The following is an 18,089-nucleotide window of genomic DNA, read 5'->3' as shown; positions in this document are numbered from 1 at the left end:
TATCATTTTGGAGGTCTATCACACAGATTACAGATGTGTCAAAGACTAACATAACAACTTATACCAACATCAAAATTACGCCTGAATAAGACTGTAAATATGAAAAAAATCCTATTGCTCCTGTCGCTGTTCACAGCCATCAGCACTTCAGCCCAACAACTCCCGATGCGCCTCACCTACAACCGTCCAGCACAATTCTTCGAAGAATCGCTGCCTATCGGTAATGGTAAAATGGGGGCATTAGTATATGGCGGCACCGACGACTGCCTTCTCTATCTCAACGATATCACGCTTTGGACCGGCAGTCCTGTAGATCACAACGAAGGAGCAGGTGCCTCCAAGTGGATTCCCGAAATACGCAAAGCCCTCTTTGCCGAGGATTATCAGCGTGCCGACAGCCTGCAGTTGCATGTGGAAGGCCATAACTCAGCCCACTACCAGCCGCTTGCCACGGTTCATCTCTACGATTGGAACGAAGGCAAAGTGAAGCGTTATCAGCGCACACTCGATATCGACCGAGCCATTGCCTCCGACCGTTTCGACCGTAACGGCGTGACCTTTACGCGCGAATATATCGCATCAAATCCCGACCGCACTATTGCCATCCGACTGACAGCCAGCGAGAAAGGAGCGCTCAACTTCCGTATTGCCCTCGGTTCGCAACTGCCTCATGAGGTGAAAGCCAGTCAGGGCGGACAGCTCACCATGACTGGTCATGCCACTGGCGATGCAAAAGAGAGTGTCCACTTTTGCACCATTGTGCGCCTCTGCGAGACCGATGGCGCCGTCACAGCTGACAGTGAGGGTCTGACACTGCGTCACGGCAGCGAAGCAACCATCTATTTTGTCAATGCCACAAGCTACAACGGTCCCCGCAACCACCCCGTCACAGCCGGAGCACCCTATTTGGAAAATGCTGCCGACGATGCTTGGCACACTGCCAATACCAACTACGAACAAGTGCGCAGCGCCCATGTCAGCGACTACCAGCAACACTACAACCGCGTGAAACTCAACCTCGGTGGCGAGCTACCCACCGTCACTACCGATAGCCTGTTGCGGTCACAAGTGCCACAACTGCCTCCCGCCGATGGAAAAACTGCCGATGGAAAACCATTGCCCACACCTCGCGGCAATGCCTATCTCGAAACGCTTTACTTCCAATATGGTCGCTATCTGCTCATCAGCAGTTCGCGCACGCCCGGCATACCTGCCAATCTGCAAGGCCTGTGGACGCCACATTTGTGGTCGCCATGGCGCAGCAACTACACCATGAACATCAATTTGGAGGAAAACTACTGGCCCGCCTTCACCACCAACTTAGCAGAAATGGCGCAACCGCTTGATGCTTTCATACAAGCACTGGCAGAAAACGGCAAGCATACCGCCCACCATTTCTATGGCATCGACCGTGGTTGGTGTGCCTGCCATAATAGTGATTTATGGGCAATGACCAATCCTGTTGGAGAAAACCGCGAGAGTCCGATGTGGAGCTGTTGGAACATGGGTGGTGCATGGCTCGTCAACACCCTGTGGGAGCGTTACCTCTTCACTCGCGACCGCAACTATCTGCGCCAGATTGCCCTGCCACTGATGGAGGGTGCCCACGATTTCTGCGATGCCTGGCTGATAGAAGATCCCAAGCAATCCGGTAAGCACCAACTCATCACAGCGCCTTCTACTTCTCCCGAAAACGAATATATCACCGACCAAGGCTACATGGGTGTGACCTGCTACGGCGGCACAGCCGACCTCGCCATCATACGCGAACTGAAAGTAAACCTCATGGAGGCACTTCGCACCATTGGTGCCAAATCATCGCAACTGTCGGCCATGCAGCGCCGCCTGAACCAGTTGCGCCCCTATACCATCGGTAAGGATGGCGATCTCAACGAGTGGTATTACGACTGGCGCGATAAGGATCCGAAACATCGCCACCAGTCACATCTCATCGGCCTCTATCCCGGCCACCATCTGCAAGATGCCCGTTTGCAGGAAGCATGCCGCCAAACGCTCATCCAGAAGGGTGATGAAACCACAGGTTGGAGCACCGGTTGGCGCATCAACCTATGGGCACGTCTCCACGATGGCGAGCGCGCTTACCGCATCTATCGCAAGCTGCTCACTCCTGTGCGCTCTGAAGAAGACCGCAACTCTACGTTGCCCCATGCTGGCGGCACCTACCCCAACCTGTTCGATGCCCATCCCCCGTTCCAGATTGACGGTAACTTCGGTGGAACAGCCGGTGTTGCCGAGATGCTGGTGCAAAGCAGTTATGAGGGCGGCAAGGCAACCATCGAGTTGCTACCTGCCTTACCTTCAGCTTGGAGCAACGGCAGCGTAAGTGGACTCTGCGCTCGCGGAGGCTACGTTGTGACAATGACCTGGCAGGAAGGGCGTCCCACCAAGGTGACTGTCACCGCCAAAGCATCAGGCAAAGTAACATTGGTTTGCGGTCAAGACCAAGCCGTACTGACACTGAAAGCCGGTGAAACAAAAACAGTAACAACATGGAAAAGCGAAAAATAGTAGAAACCAACCTGCAGAATACCAAGCATTGGCAAAACATACATTTCTTCGACGACGACATTGTGTTGAGCGAAGAGATTGCCGAAGCGCCTATTCCGAAAGAGGCTAAGCGCATGAACTTCATCCTGATAGCCCTTTGTCAGGAGGGTCATGCCGTATGTTCTATCGACACCCAAGAGGTCACTGTCAATCCTGGCGACCTCATCATGATTTCCGACCGACATATTGTCGAGCGCTTTGTGCCATCGGCAGACCTCAAAGCGCAGTGTATCATGCTGTCCAAGGATTTCTACTATGAGTTTATGAAAGACATCACCGACATGTCGTCGTTGCTGCTTTTCTCGCTCAACAACCATGTGGTGAGCCTGACTGAATCGGAGATGACCACCTTCAGCAACTACTACAACTTCATCAAGGGTAAGTTGGAGAACAAGGGGCACCATTACCGCAAGAAGTTAGTCTCCACCCTTCTGCTTGCCATGTTCTACGATTTGAGCGACTTGGTCTATCACACGCGCAAGCCAACCGAGCACCGTGTGTTGCGCGGCAGCCAACTCTTCACACAGTTTATCCATTTGCTCGAAGCCAATTTCCGCAGCGAGCGCCGTGTCAGCTGGTATGCAGAGCAACTCTGCATCACGCCGAAATATCTGTCGGAAGCCATCAAAAAGGTGAGCAAGCGTACGCCTTACGAGTGGATCAACAGTTATGTGACCCGCGAATTGCGCGTGTTGCTGAAGAATACGAATATGAATATCAAGGAGATTGCTGAAGCATTGAACTTTCCCAATCAGTCGTTTCTCGGAAAGTTTTTCAAGGAGCACGTCGGTATGAGTCCCTCGGAATACCGCCGTTCATAGCGACCTGCTCCCTTCAACAAGTGGCATGGGCTACCTGAATGCTATTCGGCAGCCAACAACTGCTGTGCCACTTCACAGAGTTCTTTATACCACGCTTCGCCAAAGCGACGTGTCAACGGGCCTTCGAGGAAACGATAGACAGGAAGTTGCAACTCGTTTCCTTTCTTCACCGCATCTTTACACACCGCCCAGCGGTTGTAGTTCAGTCCTACGAGCCCACTGGAGAATCGTTTCTCGCGAATGGGATAGAGTGCACAACTGATGGGTTTACAGAATTTCGCCTTACCATTACGATAGGCACGCTCCAGTGCACAGAGACAACATCCGTTGTCGTAACAAGTAAACACGCAGTCTTTTCCGCCCACAATACTCGTCACCAAGTCGCCATCGGGATCGCTGTAAGCCACCCCCTGACGGTCAATTACGGCTTGTGCCGATGCCGAAAGGTCTTCCCAAACGGTATCGAGACTGTCCTCAATAGCCATCACTTCATCGGTAGTGACCGGTGCACCGGCATCACCTTCCACGCAACAGATACCCTTACAGGCATCGAGGTCGCAACAAAAACACTCTGTCAATATGTCCGACGACACCAGTATGCCGTCAATATCTATAATAGGTGGTATCTTCATCATTTATCTATTTTCGGGTTTACCATACGATAGGTTGCTGTCCATGTTCGGTCAGATAGGCATTGCAACGCGAGAACTGATGTTGTCCGAACCATCCGCCGCGGTTGGCGCTAAGTGGAGAAGGATGGACAGACTCCAATACAAGATTGCGCTGCTTATCTATCATATAAGCCTTGCCGCGCGCAAATCCGCCCCACAACATATAGACCACGCCCTCGCGTTCGGTAGCCAGTGCACGGATGGCAGCGTCGGTAAACTGTTGCCAACCAAAGGCAGCATGGCTGTTGGCTTGGTGCGCACGCACGGTAAGTGTGGCATTGAGCAGCAACACACCCTGTTGTGCCCATCGCGTCAAATCGCCCGAAAAAGGCATATCCGTACCCAAATCATCGTGAATCTCCTTAAAGATATTCTGCAATGAGGGAGGGAAACGCACACCGTCGAGCACCGAGAAGCTCAGTCCATGAGCCTGTCCTGGCTCGTGATACGGGTCCTGGCCGAGAATGACCACCTTCACTTTGTCGAACGGACAAAGGTTGAAGGCATTGAATATCAGTCGTCCTGGTGGAAAACATGAATACTGGCTGTACTCCATGCGCACCGTTTGGGTGAGTTGTTGAAAATAGGGTTTGTCAAATTCCGGCTTCAACCGTTGCGCCCATGATGGTTCTATCTCTACGTTCATTGCTTGTTCTGCATTTATGCCCGATAGGTCGTGCGGCTGAATCGTGGTGCTGACAAGATGTCATCCTATCGTTTCAGTCCCTGTTCAGCCCATCGGTCAGGGTGTATATTTCTGGCTGCGAAGTTACGCAAAATATTTCATAATGCCAAATCAGCATCTTTGTTTCTTAGTCTGCCAGCCTCGCTTTTCCGATGCTCGCAACCGCCGTGACGGTCGTCAGTGCGTGGTGTTGATGGGCTTCAGTCAGCAACTTTTCTGTTGCTGAAAATTCGCTAATATACAAGCTTTTATTTCGCAGCATGAAAAGACAGCGATTTTTCATGGCCTGAAGATATGATATAAATCACTCTCCTACTGCATTTTACAACATCAAAAACGTCATACAGATCAGCAAATCAATTTACTTTGCTCAGCAAATCAATTTGTTTTCCTCAGCAAATCAATTTGTTTTCCTCAGCAAACCAATTTACTTTGCAGAGCGATGTGGCTTTCAAATGGATCATCTATAAAAAACAAAGAGCACAAAACCCATAGGGCTTTGCACTCTTCGGAATGTTTTATACTTGATATAGATTAGTCTTCTATCAGGTTTTCACCCGTCATATCGGCAGGCTTCTCCAGTCCCATAATATGGAGGATAGATGGAGCAACGTCAGCCAGACGACCGTCTTTCACGGTAGCGCTGTTGTTGTTGGTCACATAGATGAATGGAACGGGATTGAGTGAGTGTGCTGTGTTTGGTGTGCCATCGGGGTTGATAGCATTGTCAGCATTACCGTGGTCGGCAATAATGATAGCCTCGTAGTCGTTGGCTTTAGCAGCCTCAATCACGTCTTTCACGCAGTGGTCAACAGCCCATACTGCCTTAGCGATAGCGTTGTAAACACCGGTATGACCCACCATGTCGCCATTGGCGAAGTTTACCACGATGAAATCATACTTGTTTTCATTGATGGCAGCCACCAATTTATCCTTCACCTCGTAGGCACTCATCTCTGGCTTGAGGTCGTAAGTAGCCACTTTAGGAGATGGCACGAGTATGCGGTCCTCACCTTCGTAAGGTTGCTCGCGTCCGCCGTTAAAGAAGAATGTCACGTGTGCATACTTCTCTGTCTCTGCAGTGTGCAACTGTTTCTTGCCTTGGCGAGAGAGATATTCGCCGAGTGTATCTTCCACATTCTCTTTAGGGAAGAGGATGTGTACACCCTGGAACGATGCATCGTATGGAGTCATGCAGTAGTATTGCAGATTCTTCACGGTCTGCATACCCTGTTCGGGCATATCCTGCTGGGTGAGCACAACGGTAAGTTCCTTAGCGCGGTCGTTGCGGAAGTTGATGAAGATAACCACATCGCCCTCTTCAATCACACCGTTTACTGAACTGTTGTGGATAGGTTTGATAAATTCGTCGGTCACGCCCTCATCGTATGACTCCTGCATGGCAGCCACCATGTCAGCCGACTGTTTGCCTTCGCCCTTCACAATCAGGTCGTAAGCCTCTTTCACACGTTCCCAACGCTTGTCACGGTCCATGGCATAGAAGCGTCCCACGATGTCGGCAATGGCAGCATCATTGTCTGCACACACCTTGGTGAGCTGCTCAATGAATCCCTTACCGCTCTTCGGGTCGGTATCGCGACCATCCATAAAGCAGTGGATGAAGGTCTGATTCTTCAGTCCGTATGCTTTTCCCACTTCGATGAGTTTAAACAAATGATCGAGGCTTGAGTGTACGCCGCCATTTGATGTCAATCCCATGAGGTGGAGCTTTTTACCGTTTTCCTTGGCATAGGTATAAGCTGCCTTTACCTGTGCGTTGTCCATGATAGAGCCATCTTTGCATGCACGGTTAATCTTTACGAGGTCTTGATATACCACGCGTCCTGCTCCGATATTGAGGTGTCCCACCTCAGAGTTACCCATTTGTCCGTCGGGCAGACCTACATCTTCGCCTGAAGCAGCGAGTTGTGAGTGTGCCGAAACGGCTGTCAGATAGTCAAGATACGGTGTTGGTGTGTTGTAGATTACGTCACCTTTACCATGTTTGCCGATTCCCCATCCGTCGAGAATCATCAATAATGCTTTCTTTGCCATAATATTATCTGTTTTCTTATACCTTATTCATATAGACTGCAAAGGTACGAATAAGTGAGAGAAATACAAAAGGAAAACTCGTTTTTCTTTTGTATTTCCGAACGCAAGTACCTTCGACGCGTAGCATCAAAGGTACGAATAAGTGAGAGAAATACAAAAGGAAAACTCGTTTTTCTTTTGTATTTCCGAACGCAAGTACCTTCGACGCGTAGCACCAGAGGTACGAATAAGCGAGAGAAATACAAAGAAAAAATTCGATTTTTCTTTTATTTCCGAGCGAGAGTACCATTGAAGCAACACGCTAAATCTTACATATAAGACTTGAAGATGCCCCTAAGACATCGTTTTTGTCGTTTTTCCCCCTTCAAGTGATTACATTTCGTCCTTTCGTGCATCATTATATAAAGCAACTACTAAGACAATATTATGGATACAAAACAACTGCAACTCATCGCCGAGCAAAACCGCAAACGACTCGTCGAGGTGGTGTATGCCGCCAAAGCGGGACATATTGGAGGCGACCTGTCATGCCTCAACGTGATGACGGCACTCTATTTCCATGTCATGAACGGACTCAATCCAAAAGATCCGAAAGCACCCCTACGCGACAGATTCGTACTCAGCAAGGGGCATTGCGTGGAATCACTTTATGTCACGCTGGAGGCTAAAGGCTATCTGAAACCCGAAGTTCTCGACACCTTAGGACAATTCGGTTCCATTCTCAGTGGTCACCCCACCATCGAAGTACCAGGTATCGAGGTCAACTCAGGAGCACTCGGCCATGGACTGTCCATCGGCGTGGGCATGGCTATCGCTGCAAAAATGGACCAACAGCCATGGCGCACCTATGTCATGATGGGCGATGGTGAACAGGGCGAAGGGTCTATCTACGAGGCGGCAATGGCTGCCAATCGCTATCATCTCGACAATCTCGTGGCAATCATAGACCGCAATCACCTGCAGATCAGTGGCAACACAGAGGATGTAATGCCTATCGACAATATCCACGACAGATGGACTGCCTTCGGTTGGGACGTCATTTTGATGAACGGTGACAGTATGGATGACATCATACGCACCTTCGACAACATCGACTATAACAACGGAAAGCCTCATCTCCTCGTATCAGACACTACGAAAGGTAAGGGGGTCAGCTTCATGGAGGGCATTGCCAAATGGCACCACGGCGTGCTCAATGCCGAACAGTGTGAGGCTGCTGTAGCTGAAATACAACAGCGTATAGACGCCCTCAAGAGTTGATTTCTATATAATTAACGCATTAAACCATCAGATATGATTGCTTGCAGAAAGATGTTTACCGATACGTTGCTCGAACTGGCACGTAAGGACAAAGATATTATAGCCGTTACCACCGATGCACGTGGTTCGGTCACACTGGGCGACTATGCTACCGCATTGCCCCAACAGTTTGTGGAATGTGGCATCGCCGAACAGGATGCCGTGGGTATTTCGGCTGGACTTGCACACAGTGGAAAGAAGGTATTCTGCTGCGGACCGGCATGCTTCTATGTGGCACGATCACTCGAACAGGTGAAAGTGGATTTGGCGTATAGCGAGAATCCTGTGACCATTCTCGGTGTTAGCGGCGGCGTGGCATACGGTGCTCTCGGTGCTACCCACCATTCGCTCCACGATATTGCCGTGTTGCGCACATTCCCTGGCATGACCATTTGTCTGCCCAGCGACTGGCGAGTGACTCGCAAACTGGTCAACACACTGGTCGATTTCCAACAACCGTGTTATGTACGGGTGGGACGTGCGGCTGTGCCCGACGTCTATGCCGACGATAATTTCGATTTTGAAGTGGGCAAAGCCATCACCGTACTCGATGGTTCCGATCTCACCATCATAGCCACTGGCGAAACTGTCTATCATGCCTGGCAGGCTGGACTGCAACTCAAAGCACAGGGCATCAGCGCCCGTGTGCTCGATTGCTCATGGCTGAAACCATTCGACGAAGCTGCCATTCGACGCGCAGCTGCAGAGACTGGACGCATCATCACCGTTGAAGAACACAGCCAATATGGTGGATTGGGTGCCATGGTCTGCGAAACATTATCAGAAAATCCTGTTCCGGTACGCATCATCGGCATTCCCGACGAGAACGTAGTACACGGTTCCAACACCGAAATATTCCATCACTACGGACTCGATGCCGCAGGCATAGTGAAGAAAACCCTCGATTTTATCCGTAAATAACAACCATCATGAGCCAGCGTATCATAGCCATCGACCAAAGCACTTCATCGACCAAAGCACTGCTGTTCGACGATCAGTGCCGACTGTTGGCACGCACCAACGTGGATCACCAACAGTACTATCCACAGACAGGATGGGTGGAACACGATGCCGAAGAAATATACCACAACATGGTAGAGGCTATCCACCAACTGGTGGGTGACGAGGCAAAGACCAGCCAACACACCTACTCTATTGCTATTACCAATCAGCGAGAGACGGCTGTGGTATGGAATAAAACGACCGGACACCCCATCGCCAATGCCGTAGTATGGCAGGACACACGCGGTATAGACTGTTGCAACGACCTGCGCCAACGGGGCATGACCGAGATGGTGATGCAACGCAGCGGACTACTCATCGATCCAAACTTCTCGGCAAGTGGTGTGAAATGGTTGCTCGACCATATCGACGGGGCTCGGCAACAAGCCGAAGCGGGACTCTTGCTGATGGGAACCATCGACACATGGCTCGTGTGGCGGCTCACCCAAGGCAAGGTATTTGCCACCGATCATACTAACGCATCACGCACCATGCTATTCAATATCCATACCATGGACTGGGACGACGAACTGCTCCGACTGTTCAATATTCCACGAACAATGATGGCGGAGGTGCGCCCATGCGATGCTTGTTATGGCGAAACAACCGTGGAAGGCATCTTCACTGCACCCATCAAGATTGCAGGAGTACTCGGCGACTCTCACGGTGCACTGGTGGGACAGATGTGTTTCAATACCGGACAGGGAAAAGTGACCTATGGCACAGGGTCGAGCGTGATGGTCAACATCGGAGAAAATCCGTTGCCGGCACCACAAGGACTCGTCACCAGTGTGGCATTCACAGCATTGGGACGCACCTGCTATGGCTACGAGGGAAACATTTACAGCACAGGAGCCACACTCAAATGGATGGCTGACCAACTGCAACTCGTAGATCATCCGGCTGAAATGGAAGCCATCGCCACATCGGTAGATAATAACGGCGGAGTCTATATCGTACCGGCTTTTGCAGGTTTGGGCGCTCCATGGTGGAACAGCCAAGTGAAAGGTGCGGTCTTCGGACTGACCTTTGCTGCCACAAAAGCCCATGTGGTGAGGGCAGCACTTGAGTCTATTGCCTATCAAGTGAAGGACTTGGCTGACGTTATGGCACAAGCCACGGGGGGCGCACTCACTGAGATATGTGCCGATGGTGGACCTACGAGAAACGCTTTCCTCATGCAGTTTCAAGCCGATATGCTGCGAACTCCCATCGTTTGCACCGAGGTGGAAGATGCTTCGGCACTGGGAGCTGTAGTGATGAATGGGTTTGCACGCCAACTGTGGAACAGTTTCGACAAGGTCGCATCACTACGAAAAGTGACGCGCACGGTATTGCCTCACCACACAACAGAACACGACAGACTCTATGGCGAATGGCGAAAGGCTGTCGGACAACTCTGCAAATAAGAATTACTAAACTAAAACCACTACTATATGAGAAATGGAAAAACATGCTTTGGAGTGATTATTGGCACACGAGCATACTTCAATTCAGAACTGGCACGCGATGTTCGCAAACAATTACTGGCTACTCTCGATGCCAATGGTTATGAATATGTCATCCTTCCAGAGGATGCTACACCCACAGGAAGCAGTAGCATTGAAACACGCGAAGACGGTCTGAAGGTGTCAAAACAGTTTCGCGAACACCGCGACGAGATAGATGGTATCATCGTTTCACTGCCAAACTTCGGTTTTGAAATCGGTATCATCAATGCCATCAGCGATGCTGATCTCAACGTGCCCGTCATGGTTCAAGCCTGCGACGATGATAACGATAAAGTGGATTTGGATAGCAGACGCGATGCGTTCTGCGGTAAAATATCGGTTTGCAACAACCTCTATCAGTATGGCATCCCCTTTACCGACACCTCGCTGCATACTTATTCCATCTACAGTCCACTACTCTTACAGGACATCAACCGCTTTGCTGCCATCTGCCGCGTGGTCAACGGACTGCGACACTGCCGTATCGGACAGATTGGTACACGTCCCTTAGGATTCAATACATGCCGCGCCAGCGAGAAACTCCTACAGCGTTCAGGAATTACCGTAGTGCCTGCCGACCTCTCGGAAATTCTCTTTGCGGCACAACGCATCAGCGATGACGACCCGAAATTCAAAGCCATGTGCGACCGCATACGCCACTATGCTGAAGTGCCTGAGGCTTACAACAGCAAACTGGCACTGCAAGTGAAGTTTGGAGTGGCAGTGGAAAACTGGATTGCTGACAACGATGTGCAGGCTGTTGCCATTCAGTGTTGGGATTCGCTGGAGCAGAATTATGGTTGTGCAGCGTGCGTCACCATGTCAATGCTCAGCGACAAACTCATTCCTGCGGCTTGCGAAACAGACTTGGCTGGCGCTGTATCGATGTATGCACTCAGTCTGGCATCAGGACAAGCTCCTGCCCTGCTCGACTGGAACAACAATTTTGCCGACGACCGCAATAAGTGTGTATGTACCCACTGCGGTAACTTCCCACGCTCGTTTATCGGCAACGACCAACTCCGGCTCGGTCCTCTCGGTGTGCTCGGACGCACTTTGGGCAAGATCAACACCTTTGGTGCGGTCTATGCGAAAGTGTCGAAGGGCGACTTCACCTTTTTCCGACTTTCCACCGACGATACCAAGGGCTGCATCAAAACCTATCTGGGCAAGGGCGAACTGACCGACGATCCCTACGGAATGGACGGTTGCATCGCTGTAACAAAGGTAGATAACCTGCAAAAACTGATGAAATACATCTGCAAAAACGGTTTCGAACACCACGTTGCCATGTGTCGCACCGATGTTGTTGATATTCTGCAAGAGGCCATCGAGACCTATCTCGGATGGAACATCTACGTCCACGAATAAGAGAGACATACGGGAACCTCCTACCATACATCATGTCCGCAGCATCCCTGCGGACATTTTATTTTTTAGGGAAACACTATCGGAAATTTGCGAATATGACAGAAATATCGTAATTTTGTAGGCAATATACACCTACAACAATTACGATAATAACCAAAATTCCAATAACATCTATGAAGAAAAGAACACTGATGACAGGTATTGCAATTGCCATGACGGCTGCATCGATGACGGCGCAGCCCAAACTAACTGCTGACAACATCGACGAAATCGTTAAAGCCATGACGTTGGAAGAAAAGGCACAACTGCTGGTAGGCGGCGGCAACGACGGCTTCGTGGGTAGTGGTGCCATGTTGGGACACCAGAAGAAATTCGTACCTGGAGCGGCTGGTTACACCGTAGCCATACCACGACTGGGCATTCCATCGACAGTGCAATGCGACGGTCCTGCCGGCGTACATATCGATGCACACCGTGAGGGCGATAGTAAAAACTATTTCGCTACGGGATTCCCCATCGGCACTTGTCTCGCTTCCACATGGAATACCGACCTCGTAGAACAGGTGGGACAAGCCATCGGCAACGAGACTCGGGAATACGGATGTGATGTGATTCTGGGTCCTGGCCTCAACCTTCACCGCAATCCGCTATGCGGACGCAACTTCGAATACTATTCAGAAGATCCTATCGTGACGGGACTCATCGGTACTGCCTTCGTCAAAGGTGTGCAGAGTCAGGGCGTTGGTGTCAGTGCAAAGCACTATGTTGCCAACTCACAAGAAACTGACCGCACCCGTGTGGATGAGCGCGTCAGCCCACGTGCACTGCGAGAACTCTATCTGAAAGGATTTGAGATGGTGGTGCGCCGCAGCAATCCTTGGACCATCATGTCAGCTTACAACAAAGTGAATGGACACTATGCACAAGGCAGCAAAGACCTCCTTACCAAGGTGCTCCGCGAGGATTGGGGCTATAAAGGTATTGTTGAAACCGACTGGATTGGCAAGCGCAAAGACCTTCCCGTAGAAACAGAGGTGGCTGCCGGCAACGATTTGATGATGCCGGGATTCCCTGCTCAGGTGGAAGATATCGTGGCTGCGGTGAAAGCCGGACGTCTCAACGTGGCCGATGTAGATCGCAATGTACGCCGCATGCTGGAGTATATCGTGAAAACACCACGCTTCAAAGGTTATAAATTCAGTAGCGAACCCGATCTCAAAGCTCATGCTGCCATCACCAGACAAAGTAGTACTGAGGGTATGGTACTGCTGAAAAACGACAATACACTGCCTATACGTTCGCTGAAAACAGTAGCGCTGTTTGGTGTCAGCTCCTACAACTTCATGTCGGGTGGTCTCGGTAGCGGCTGTGTCAACGTAGGATATTCTGTCGATATGGTAACAGGACTGAAGAATATCGGCGTCAACACCACTCCACAACTGACGGAGATTTACCAGAGCTATGTGAAGTATGCCAAGGCAAAACTTGAAGCTGACAAGAATCCGATGATGTGGTTCCTCAATCAGGGACAGCCCAAATACGATGAAATAGAGATTACTGAGCGTTGTGTAGCCCATGAAGAACCATTGGCTGACGCGGCTATTATCACCATCGGACGCCAAGCTGGCGAGGGAATGGACCGCAACATCAACGGCGAGTTTAATCTCACCAAGGACGAGCAAGACATGATTTTCCGCGTTTCAGATGCTTTCCACGCTAAAAACAAAAAGGTTATTGTCATCATCAACTCTGGTTCGGTCATGGAAACTGCCAGTTGGCGCGACCGTGTAGATGCCATTCTCGTGGCTTGGCAACCGGGTATTGAGGGTGGAAACTCTGTGGCTGACATTCTTACAGGTAAGGTAAATCCTTCTGGACGCCTCACCATGACATGGCCCATCGCTGCCACCGACCATCCTTCAACTGCCAATTTCCCACAAGACTACGATATGTACACCTATAAAAATATGGAGGGAAGTGGTCATGTGAAGAATGTGGATTACACTAACCACGAGGAAGATATCTACGTGGGTTACCGCTATTTCGACACATTCAACAAGCGGGTGGCTTATCCTTTCGGTTTCGGTCTGAGCTACACCACTTTCGAACTCACCAAACCGGTAGTGAAACTCAACGGCAACACCATCAATGTGAGCATCAATGTGAAAAACACGGGTGACGTTGCTGGTAAGCAGGTGGCTCAGGTCTATGTGAAAGCACCTAAAGGCAACTATGAGAAACCAACTCGCGAGTTGAAGGCTTTCGGCAAAACCAAAGAGTTGAAGCCAGGCGAGAGTCAGACCCTCACCATGCAAATTGACAAGCGCGACTTGGCAAGCTACGATGAAGCTGGATGCCAATGGAAAGTTGATGCTGGCGTTTATACCTTCCAAATCGGTACTGATGTAGAGACCATCAAGGCTTCTGCCACATTGAAACTCACAGAATATACTGAGAAAACAACCGATGCTCTGCCACTGCAACAACCCATGAACCTGTTGAAACAACAATAAAGCAAATGAAAAAAAAACTATTCACACTACTTACTCTGACCGTCTTCACCCTATCTTCATGGGCTGAAGACGGCCATCGTTTATGGTTGCCGGCACAGAAAAGCCAAACAGCACACGTGAGCACCAATGCACAATCGGCAACGATAGACTTGGCAAAACAAGAACTTACCGACTATTTCGCTGGTACAAAGGCAACATTACTCATCGACCCTGCCCTTACAGACGACGAGGGTTTTACCATCAATGGCAATGAAGACAGTGTCGTGGTACGTGCCCGACGCGACATCGGTCTGCTCTATGGCGCTTACGACGTACTGCGTCGTCAAGCCACACAAGGCAACATGAACCACGTGGAACAGCACCCAAGGTTTCGTTTGAGAATGCTCAACCACTGGGACAATCTTGACGGAAGCATCGAACGTGGCTATGCAGGAGAGAGTATCTTCGAGTGGTTCCACCTCGATGAAGCATTGCTTCATCAGTATGCACGCGCCAATGCCTCTATCGGCATCAATGGTTCGGTGCTCAACAATGTCAACGCTTCGCCTAAGATGCTGACGCGTGAATACCTCGACGAGGTCAGAAAGATTGCCGATCTGTTGCGCCCTTACGGCATTCGCGTCTATCTCTCTATCAATTTCGCCACACCAATGGCACTTGGCGATACACGCACCGCTGATCCAAAAAACAAGCGTGTGCGTCAATGGTGGAAGCGAAAGGCAAAGGAAATCTACAGTATCATCCCCGACTTCGGCGGTTTCTTGGTGAAAGCCAATAGTGAAGGACAACCCGGACCGGGCGACTATCATCGCACACATGCCGAAGGTGCCAATATGTTGGCTGATGCTTTAGCACCTTTCAACGGTAGCGTCATCTGGCGTTGCTTCGTCTATGGCGCTAACCATAAAGGGGAAGACCGCGTGAAACAGGCGGTGTCGGAGTTTAAACCGCTCGACGGTAAGTTCCGCGAAAACGTCATTCTGCAAACCAAAAACGGTCCGCTCGACTTCCAACCACGTGAACCTTACAGTCCTATATTCGATCAGATTAGCGAGACGCCCAATATGGCTGAACTGCAAATCACACAGGAATACACTGGTCAGTCACACCATCTGGTCTATCTCGGTCCTATGTGGAAAGAGTTTTTCCAGTATGTGGAACCCGAATGGCTGGCGGGCATTTCAGGCGTAGCCAATATCGGCAAGGACCGCAACTGGTGTGGTCACCATTTCTCGCAAGCCAACTGGTATGCTTTCGGACGTTTGGCTTGGGATCCATCACTATCGTCTGAGGATATTGCCAAAGAATGGTTGGGACAAACTTTCAGTACCGATGAGAATTTCGTCTATATGATGTCAACCATCATGGAAGAGAGTCGTGAGACCTGTGTCGATTACATGATGCCATTGGGCTTACACCATATCTTCAAGTTCGACCACCATTATGGTCCAGAACCAGATGGCTTCAAGGCTGAATATCCATTGGAATGGTGCCCGGTATATTATCATCAGGCTGACGCCAACGGCATTGGTTTCGACCGTTCGTCTAAGGGTACCGATGCTGTGAGCCAGTATCGCGAACCCTATGCGTCGATGTACGATAAGTTGGAGACCTGTCCGGAGAATCTCCTGCTGTGGTTCCATCATGTGCCTTGGACTTATCAAATGAAAGACGGAAGCACCCTGTGGGAGTCGCTGCAGTATCACTACAACCAAGGTGTCATCAACGTAGAGACCTATCATAACATCTGGCACAACAAAATGCGCCATTATGTTGATGAACAGCGATGGCGCGAAGTGGATGATCGCTTGGAAGATCAGCTACAGAATGCACGTGAATGGCGCGATGTTTGCTTGAAGTATTTCGGTGGATTCGCAAATAAAAAACAATAGTATATGAAGATTCTATTCTCCTTTATATTATTCTTAGGTCTTCTGTCGCCTGTTCATGCACAGCAGAAAAACGATTTCTTCATGCTCGGCGGAGAGCTCAGCAACTCGGCAACCACATCGGTTGCCGACATCGACAAGGTCATGCCTCGCATGAAAGCCCTTGGACTGAACACCGTACTGGCGCCCATCTACTGGGAATTTCTTGAACCACAAGAGGGAAAGTTCGACTTTACACTCTTGGACCGCACTATCGACCAAGCACGTGAGAATCAGTTGCAACTCGTATTATTGTGGTTTGGAGCATGGAAAAACTCCATGTCGTGTTACGCACCACTATGGTTCAAACAAGACACCAAACGTTTTCCTCGCGCCACAACAGCAGATGGCAAACCATTGGAAATTGCCAGTTGCTTCTCCGAAGAGGTGTTCCAAGCAGACCGCCGTGCCTTCGAAGCACTGCTCAAACGAGTGGAAGAACGGGGCAAGGATGTGGTCATCATGATTCAAGTGGAGAATGAAATAGGTATGTTGGAAGATGCTCGCGACCATGCACCATTGGCAGAACGCGAATGGCAAAAGCCTGTGCCCGACGAATTGATAAGTTATCTGAAGAAACACCAGAAGTCGCTCCACCCTTGGTTGACGAATCGTCTCAACCTCAAGGAACGCACATGGAATGGCATGTTTGGCACCGATGTCTATGCCGACGAGGTCTTTATGGCTTACAACTATGCGAAATATGTAGGCAGACTGTGTGAGGCTGGCAGAAAAATCACGCAACTGCCGTTCTATGTCAATGCTGCCATGAACAGCCGAGGACGTCTGCCGGGACAATATCCTTCGGCAGGACCGCTCGCCCACCTCATCGACTTCTGGCATGCTGGAGCTCCACAACTGTTGTTGCTGGCTCCCGACATCTACGACACGGGCTTCAAGGGTTGGGCAAGTCAATATGCGCTTGCCAACAATCGTCTGTTTATTCCCGAAACGCGTTGCTGCGCCAACAGTGGTGTGCGTGCCATGTATGCCTTCGGCGAACATCAGGCATTGGGATTTTCACCCTTTGCCATCGACCAAGCCAGTAAGGCGGAAACCAATGGCATCAGCAAGTCGTACGAACTCTTACGCCAGTTGCGCCCCTTGATGAACAAACCTTCGTGGGGACTGCTCTTCGACCAAGAGGACAAAGAGCGCATCATCAACGATAAAGGCACGATGATTACCGCGCGCCATTACTACACCTTACCTTGGGACGCTCGTGCCACCGATGGTTCAACATGGCCCGAAGGTGGTGCTATGATCATCCGTTTGGCATCCAACGAATATCTGTTGGCGGGTTCTGGCATCGTCGTGAGCTTTGCCACCGAATACGAGAAGAACCGCGAAGAACAGAAAACGCTGGGTGAAGATGGTTTTGCCTTGGCTGGTCAACAGACCGCCAAACAACAAAAAGGTCGTTTCACTGGCAAGCGCAAAGGTATCGGTTTTGTGGATGAGGTAACTATTGCTTCCGATGGAAGCCTACAGTTCTTGCGCCGCCACAATGGCGACCAAGACCATCAGGGCCGTCACGCCCGCATCTCGTGCGACGATTGGAAGATTCTCCACATCCGTCTTTACGACTACTAATCGCCAATCGTTAACATCACATCTCGATAATACAGCAGCGAAGGCAAAGTGAAAATTCAATTTCACTATGCTTTCGCTGCTCTATAATATCTA

General features: G+C 50.2%; 12 protein-coding genes. 9 read left to right on the top strand and 3 right to left on the bottom strand.

The genetic code is table 11. The features are described from left to right. The first annotated feature begins 99 nt into the window (after positions 1 to 99). A complete protein-coding gene (locus tag CIK93_RS09635) occupies positions 100 to 2,529 on the top strand; it encodes a glycoside hydrolase N-terminal domain-containing protein (RefSeq protein ID WP_094447217.1) in 2,430 nt (809 codons plus the stop codon). Continuing rightward, positions 2,511 to 3,389: a helix-turn-helix domain-containing protein gene (locus tag CIK93_RS09630; protein ID WP_094434663.1), complete on the top strand. Its 879-nt coding sequence runs from the start codon at positions 2,511 to 2,513 to the stop codon at positions 3,387 to 3,389. The genes CIK93_RS09635 and CIK93_RS09630 overlap by 19 nt, the downstream gene beginning before the upstream one ends. A 41-nt stretch (positions 3,390 to 3,430) precedes the next feature. Here CIK93_RS09630 and CIK93_RS09625 read toward each other — a convergent pair whose 3' ends face one another. From CIK93_RS09625 to gpmI, 3 genes are all read right to left on the bottom strand, one after another. Next, on the bottom strand, positions 3,431 to 4,024 hold the full coding sequence (locus CIK93_RS09625) for a DUF3109 family protein (protein WP_094391731.1): 594 nt from the start codon (positions 4,022 to 4,024) through the stop codon (positions 3,431 to 3,433). 16 nt (positions 4,025 to 4,040) lie between these two features. Beyond that, the gene (locus tag CIK93_RS09620) at positions 4,041 to 4,706 is read right to left on the bottom strand and encodes a uracil-DNA glycosylase (RefSeq protein WP_094391730.1); all 666 of its coding nucleotides are present in this window, start codon (positions 4,704 to 4,706) and stop codon (positions 4,041 to 4,043) included. Positions 4,707 to 5,279: 573 nt separating this feature from the next. Beyond that, positions 5,280 to 6,800, bottom strand: coding sequence for a 2,3-bisphosphoglycerate-independent phosphoglycerate mutase (gpmI, locus tag CIK93_RS09615; protein ID WP_094391729.1), 1,521 nt, complete (start codon positions 6,798 to 6,800; stop codon positions 5,280 to 5,282). A gap of 426 nt (positions 6,801 to 7,226) precedes the next feature. Here gpmI and CIK93_RS09610 point away from each other — a divergent pair, with 426 nt between their 5' ends. From CIK93_RS09610 to CIK93_RS09580, 7 genes are all read left to right on the top strand, one after another. Beyond that, positions 7,227 to 8,060, top strand: a complete 834-nt coding sequence (locus tag CIK93_RS09610; protein WP_094391728.1) for a transketolase — start codon at positions 7,227 to 7,229, stop codon at positions 8,058 to 8,060. Between the two features lie 33 nt (positions 8,061 to 8,093). Next, a complete protein-coding gene (locus tag CIK93_RS09605; protein ID WP_094447216.1) occupies positions 8,094 to 9,020 on the top strand; it encodes a transketolase family protein in 927 nt (308 codons plus the stop codon). A gap of 8 nt (positions 9,021 to 9,028) precedes the next feature. After that, on the top strand, positions 9,029 to 10,510 hold the full coding sequence (locus CIK93_RS09600; RefSeq protein WP_094447215.1) for a glycerol kinase GlpK: 1,482 nt from the start codon (positions 9,029 to 9,031) through the stop codon (positions 10,508 to 10,510). Between the two features lie 27 nt (positions 10,511 to 10,537). Continuing rightward, positions 10,538 to 11,962: an L-fucose/L-arabinose isomerase family protein gene (locus CIK93_RS09595; protein WP_094391725.1), complete on the top strand. Its 1,425-nt coding sequence runs from the start codon at positions 10,538 to 10,540 to the stop codon at positions 11,960 to 11,962. Positions 11,963 to 12,135: 173 nt separating this feature from the next. Beyond that, complete coding sequence (locus tag CIK93_RS09590) at positions 12,136 to 14,475, top strand: glycoside hydrolase family 3 protein (RefSeq protein ID WP_094447214.1); 2,340 nt, start codon at positions 12,136 to 12,138, stop codon at positions 14,473 to 14,475. Between the two features lie 5 nt (positions 14,476 to 14,480). After that, positions 14,481 to 16,367 carry an alpha-glucuronidase gene (locus tag CIK93_RS09585; RefSeq protein WP_094447213.1) on the top strand — a complete coding sequence of 629 codons (1,887 nt, stop codon included), beginning with the start codon at positions 14,481 to 14,483 and terminating at the stop codon, positions 16,365 to 16,367. Between the two features lie 3 nt (positions 16,368 to 16,370). After that, positions 16,371 to 17,996 carry a DUF5597 domain-containing protein gene (locus CIK93_RS09580; RefSeq protein ID WP_094447212.1) on the top strand — a complete coding sequence of 542 codons (1,626 nt, stop codon included), beginning with the start codon at positions 16,371 to 16,373 and terminating at the stop codon, positions 17,994 to 17,996. Positions 17,997 to 18,089 lie beyond the last annotated feature (93 nt).

Source organism: Prevotella sp. P3-92, from assembly GCF_002251205.1.
Taxonomy (GTDB): Bacteria; Bacteroidota; Bacteroidia; order Bacteroidales; family Bacteroidaceae; genus Prevotella.
Note: the sequence above shows the minus strand (reverse complement) of the source record. Positions and strands in the feature narration are given on the sequence as shown.

Excerpts from the sequence above, each read along its gene's own strand:
- CIK93_RS09610 (WP_094391728.1), top strand. The coding sequence starts at position 7,227 with ATGGATACAAAACAACTGCAACTCATCGCCGAGCAAAACCGCAAACGA.
- CIK93_RS09595 (WP_094391725.1), top strand. The coding sequence starts at position 10,538 with ATGAGAAATGGAAAAACATGCTTTGGAGTGATTATTGGCACACGAGCA.
- CIK93_RS09620 (WP_094391730.1), bottom strand. The coding sequence starts at position 4,706 with ATGAACGTAGAGATAGAACCATCATGGGCGCAACGGTTGAAGCCGGAA.
- gpmI (WP_094391729.1), bottom strand. The coding sequence starts at position 6,800 with ATGGCAAAGAAAGCATTATTGATGATTCTCGACGGATGGGGAATCGGC.
- CIK93_RS09635 (WP_094447217.1), top strand. The coding sequence starts at position 100 with ATGAAAAAAATCCTATTGCTCCTGTCGCTGTTCACAGCCATCAGCACT.
- CIK93_RS09600 (WP_094447215.1), top strand. The coding sequence starts at position 9,029 with ATGAGCCAGCGTATCATAGCCATCGACCAAAGCACTTCATCGACCAAA.
- CIK93_RS09625 (WP_094391731.1), bottom strand. The coding sequence starts at position 4,024 with ATGATGAAGATACCACCTATTATAGATATTGACGGCATACTGGTGTCG.
- CIK93_RS09590 (WP_094447214.1), top strand. The coding sequence starts at position 12,136 with ATGAAGAAAAGAACACTGATGACAGGTATTGCAATTGCCATGACGGCT.
- CIK93_RS09630 (WP_094434663.1), top strand. The coding sequence starts at position 2,511 with ATGGAAAAGCGAAAAATAGTAGAAACCAACCTGCAGAATACCAAGCAT.
- CIK93_RS09585 (WP_094447213.1), top strand. The coding sequence starts at position 14,481 with ATGAAAAAAAAACTATTCACACTACTTACTCTGACCGTCTTCACCCTA.
- CIK93_RS09580 (WP_094447212.1), top strand. The coding sequence starts at position 16,371 with ATGAAGATTCTATTCTCCTTTATATTATTCTTAGGTCTTCTGTCGCCT.
- CIK93_RS09605 (WP_094447216.1), top strand. The coding sequence starts at position 8,094 with ATGATTGCTTGCAGAAAGATGTTTACCGATACGTTGCTCGAACTGGCA.